5 protein-coding genes are annotated in these 4,660 nt (G+C 74.9%); all 5 read left to right on the plus strand.

Annotation, left to right across the window (positions count from 1 at the left end):
* The coding region (locus AB0J68_RS27710) for a lipopolysaccharide biosynthesis protein (RefSeq protein ID WP_363941291.1) at positions 1-1,202 on the plus strand (1,202 nt) is incomplete at its 5' end.
* Positions 1,203-1,210: 8 nt separating this feature from the next.
* Positions 1,211-2,113: a sulfotransferase domain-containing protein gene (locus AB0J68_RS27715; protein ID WP_355067124.1), complete on the plus strand. Its 903-nt coding sequence runs from the start codon at positions 1,211-1,213 to the stop codon at positions 2,111-2,113.
* A complete protein-coding gene (locus AB0J68_RS27720; RefSeq protein ID WP_363941294.1) occupies positions 2,110-3,372 on the plus strand; it encodes a hypothetical protein in 1,263 nt (420 codons plus the stop codon). Before AB0J68_RS27715 ends, AB0J68_RS27720 begins: the two co-directional genes overlap by 4 nt.
* A gap of 215 nt (positions 3,373-3,587) precedes the next feature.
* On the plus strand, positions 3,588-4,064 hold the full coding sequence (locus AB0J68_RS27725; RefSeq protein WP_354863194.1) for a UDP-N-acetylglucosamine--LPS N-acetylglucosamine transferase: 477 nt from the start codon (positions 3,588-3,590) through the stop codon (positions 4,062-4,064).
* Positions 4,061-4,660, plus strand: a 600-nt coding sequence (locus tag AB0J68_RS27730) for a glycosyltransferase (RefSeq protein ID WP_363941297.1), incomplete at its 3' end; no start/stop codon positions are given. The genes AB0J68_RS27725 and AB0J68_RS27730, both read left to right, overlap by 4 nt.

Here is a 4,660-nt window from a genome sequence, read left to right on the forward strand (position 1 = left end):
CCCGACTGCTGCGGGGCTCGGGCGACGGCGGCGACGCGTTGCTGACGCTCACCTTCGCCGCCGTGCCGGTGGTGGTGGCGATGACCCTGCTGCTGGCCGCGCTGCGCTGCGTACGACCCATCCGCGCGTACGTCGGCGTGCAGTTCCTGCTGCTGCCGGTGGCCCGCCCGGCGCTGGTCGGCGCGGCCGCGCTGGCCGGCGGCGGCCTGCTCGCCGGGATGACCGGCTGGCTGGTGCCGGCGGCGCTGGCGCTGCTGGCCTGTCTCACCCTGGTGGCCGGCCCGCTCGGCCTGGGCCGGGGCGCGGCGCTGCGACCGGGCCGGGCCGACTGGTCGACGTTCTGGCGTTTCGCGCTGCCCCGGGCCGCCTCGGCGGCCATCGACGCGGGCAGCATGTGGGTGGGGGTGCTGCTGACGTCGGTGCTGGCCGGGCCGGCCGACGCGGGCGTGTTCGGCGCGGTCGGCCGGTACGTGCTGGCCGGCCAGCTCGCCATGCAGGGGTTGCGGGTGGCGGTGTCACCGCAGCTGTCCCGGCTGCTGGGGCGTGGTGAGCGGGCCGCCGCGGCGGCCGTGCACCGGCAGTTGACCACCTGGGGGCTGGTGCTGTCCTGGCCGGTGTACCTGCTGCTCGCGGTGTTCGCGCTCGCGTTCCTGCAACTGTTCGGCCCGGAGTTCACCGCCGGCGTGCCGGCGATGACGGTGCTCGCGCTGGCGATGCTGGTGAACACCGGCGTGGGCAACGTGCAGAGCCTGCTGCTGATGGGCGGGCGCAGCGGGCTGCACCTGGTGTCCACGCTGGCCGGGCTCACCGTGACCGTCTCGCTCGGGCTCTGGCTGATCCCCGGGCACGGCGCGACGGGCGCGGCGCTCGCCTGGGCCGCCGGCATCGCCACCGAGAACCTCACCGCCGCCGCGTTCGCCCGCGCGGTGGTCGCCGAGCCGCTGGTCGACGCCGCGACGCTGCGCGCGGCGGCGGCCACCCTCGGCGGTGTGGGCCTCGCGGCGGGGATCGGCGTGCTGGCCGGGGGCCGCGGCCTGCCGGGCCTGGCGGTGTCGCTGGGCGTGCTGCTGGCCGGTTGCGTCGGCTTGTTGACGTTGCCCCGGGTGCGCGCCGGCATCCGGGTGACCATGAGGCAGATCCGTGGATCCGACGACGCGGCCACGGCCGCCGGGGTCGGCCCGGAATCGACGAGAGGCAGGTGAGGGCCATCGTGGCGTCCATCCGTGACCGGGTCAAGCAGCTGGTGCCGACCCAGGTGACCACCCGGGTGAAAGAGTCCCTGGTCGACTACGGGGTCCGCACCAGTGACCGGCGACCCCTGCCGGACTTCCTGATCATCGGCACCAAGCGGGGCGGCACCACCTCCCTGTGGAACTACCTCATCCAGCACCCCCTGGTGCCCCGGCTCTTTCCCGCCTGGAACACCAAGTCGGCGCACTACTTCGAGGAGCACTGGGGCCGGGGCGAGGCGTGGTACCGCTCGCACTTCCCGACCGAGCGGCAGCGCGAGGCCCTCGCGAAGCGGCACGGCGGGCCGGTCCGGGTCGGCGAGGCCGCCCCGCTCTACATGTTCCACCCGCTCGCCGCGCAGCGGGTCGCCGCTCTGCTGCCGACGGTGAAGCTGATCGTGCTGCTGCGCGACCCGGTCGAGCGGGCGTACTCGCACTGGAAGGAGCGCCGCACCCACGGCATCGAGCCGCTGGACTTCGCCGCCGCGCTGGCCGCCGAGCCGGAGCGCACAGCGGGGGAGCGGGAGCGGCTGATCGCCGAGCCGGAGGCGTTCAGCGAGGCGTACGACTGGTACACGTACCGGGCCCGGGGGCGTTACCTGGAGCACCTGGAACCGTGGCTGGAACGCTTCGACTCCGAGCAGATCCTCTTCCTGCCCAGCGAGGACCTGTACCGCGACTCCCGCGCCACGTACCGGCGCACCCTCGACTTCCTCGGGCTGCCCCCGTACGACCTGCCGAACTTCAAGGTCTACAACGACCGGCGCTCCGCGCCGCTGGAGCCGGCGGTCCGCGCCGAGCTGACCGACTACTACCGCCCGTACAACGACGCGCTGCGCGAGCGGCTCGGGTTGGACCTCGACTGGGCGGACCGGGCGGCGTGACGACCGGGGTCACCCCGGCCACCGATCCCCGGTCCCGGGTGGACGGGCTGGGCTGGGTGAGCCGCGCGGTGTTCCCGGACGACCGGGTCGGCCTGACGGTGGGTGGCGCGCTGCCGGCCGGGCATCGGGCGGTGGCCCGGTACGCGGTGGTGCCGTCGGTGGCCCGGGCGCGGTTCCTCGTGCCGCTGGGCGCACCCCGGGCCGGCGCGGCGTCGTTGCTGGCGTACAACGCGTTGCGGCCGCCGAAGGTGCGGGCGCTGCGGGCCGCGCTCGGTGGGCTGGCCCGGTTCGGCGGGGCGGGTCTGGCGCCGTTTCCGACGTTGACCGTCTCGGTGCCGGTGGGGGCGGCCGTGACCGAGCTGCTGCTGACCGAGCGGCTCGCCGCAGCGCTGGGCGGTACGCCGCTGCTGGCCGCGTGCGGTGTCCGTCCACCGGACCCGAACGTCAAACCCACCCTGCAACTGTTCACCGTCGACGGTCGTCCGCGCGGCTACGCGAAGATCGGTTGGAACGACGCCACCCGGGCGCTGGTCACCGCCGAGGCCAGCGCGCTGCGGGCGTTGCGCGCGGTGACCGGCGTCGTCGACCATCCGGTGCCGCCGGGGCTGCTCACCGAGACGGCGTGGGCCGGCCAGGCGGTCGCGGTGATCGAACCGCTGCCACCGGACGTACGCGGCGTGCCGGCCGACGACCCGCCACGGATCGCGGCGTTGCTCGCGGTCGCCCGCCGCGGGGCCCCGGCCGGGGCACCGCGACCGCTGGCGTCCTCGACGTTCCTGACCCGGTTGGCCGCCCAGGCCGAGCGGGCCGCCGCGGCCGGGCCGGCCGGGGCGCGGGCGGTCGCCGCGGTCGCCGCGCTGGCCCGCCGGCACGGCGACACGGCCGTCGAGTTCGGCCACTGGCACGGCGACTGGGTGCCCTGGAACCTGGGCACGTACGACGGCCGGCTGGTGGCCTGGGACTGGGAGCACAGTGGTCCGGACGTGCCGGTCGGCTTCGACCTGGCGCACGACGCCTTCCAGCGGTCGCTGGTGCTGCGCGCCGAACCGGCCGCGGTGGCCGCCGTGGCGGTGGACGGGCAGCTGGGCCGGCATGGTGCGCGGCTCGGCCTGGGCCCGGCGCAGTGCCGGCTGGTGGCCGACGCGTACCTGCTGGAGATGTGGCTGCGGACGTGGCGGCTGGCGGACGCCGGCGCCGGGTGGAACGGCGCGCTGCATCCCGCACTGTTGGACGTCATCGAGAAACGACATAGCGACTGAACTGGAGACAACGCGACGCCGGGTGCGCGTCGCAGAGTGACGACATAATGGCAGGTCGTGATGACGATCGATGGGCTGCGGGGCCGACAGCGGCTCTGACGACGCCGAGTGGAGATCGTCGCCTCGCCCGGTCGCGCTATTCAACGACCGGAAAACCTGTGATCTGCTTCTGCCTGGCGTGAATCGGAATTCCAAGCTGACTTGTGGGGAGTCGCGTGGACACGAACAACGACGACGAGCCGCCGGTGCTGCTGCTGGTGGGATCCAGCGGCGGCCACCTGGCCCAACTACTTGCCCTGCGGCCCTGGTACGAACGGTGGCGGCGCTGCTGGGTCACCTTCGACACCCCGGAGGCGGTGTCACTGCTGGCCGGTGAGGATCTGGTGCCGGCGCACCACCCGACCACCCGCAACGTGCCGAACCTGCTGCGCAACGCGCGACTGGCCTGGCGGGTGCTGCGGGGCCGGCGGGTCGCCGCCGTGGTCACCACCGGCGCCGGGGTGGCCGTGCCGTTCGTGGTGCTGGCCCGCCTGCGTCGCATCCCGACCGTCTACATCGAGGTGTACGACCGGATCGACACCCCGACGCTGACCGCCCGGCTCTGCCGGCCGTTCCTGTCCGCGATGCTCGTGCAGTGGGACGAGCAGCGCCGGCAGTACCCGGAGGCCACCGTCGTCGGGACCCTGCTGTGAGCGGGGAGACGGGCACGGCCCGCCGCGACACCGTCGCCGACCCGTCCCGGCTGCCGCGCCAGCGCGACACCACCGACGTCGAGCAGACCCGGCTGCTCGTCGCGGTCGGCACCGACAAGCACCCCTTCGACCGGCTCGTGGACTGGTTGACGCAGTGGCACGCGCAGTCCGGCCCGGTCGGGTTGACCCTGCAGCACGGCCACACCACGGCGCCGCCCCTGCCGGGCGCGGTGCCCTTCCTCGGTCACGACGCCCTGCAACAGGCGATGGCCGACGCGGACCTGGTGGTGTGTCACGGCGGCCCGGCGACGATCCTGGAGGCCCGCCGGCACGGGCACCTGCCCATCGTGGTGCCCCGCGACCCGTCGCGCGGTGAGCACGTCGACGACCACCAGCAGCTCTTCGCGCGTCGGCTCGGCGCGGCCGGGCTGGTGGCGCTCTGCGAGACCCGGGAGGCGCTGCACGACGCGCTCGCCGCCGGGCAGGCCGACCCGTCCCGGTACGCGGTGGCCGCCGACCCGGCGGCGCACGAGGCCCGGCGCGCGGCCGTCGCCCGGGTCGGGCAGATCGTGGATGACCTGGTGGCCCGGTCGGCC

The sequence above is a fragment of the Micromonospora sp. NPDC049580 genome, assembly GCF_040675595.1.
GTDB lineage: Bacteria > Actinomycetota > Actinomycetes > Mycobacteriales > Micromonosporaceae > Micromonospora.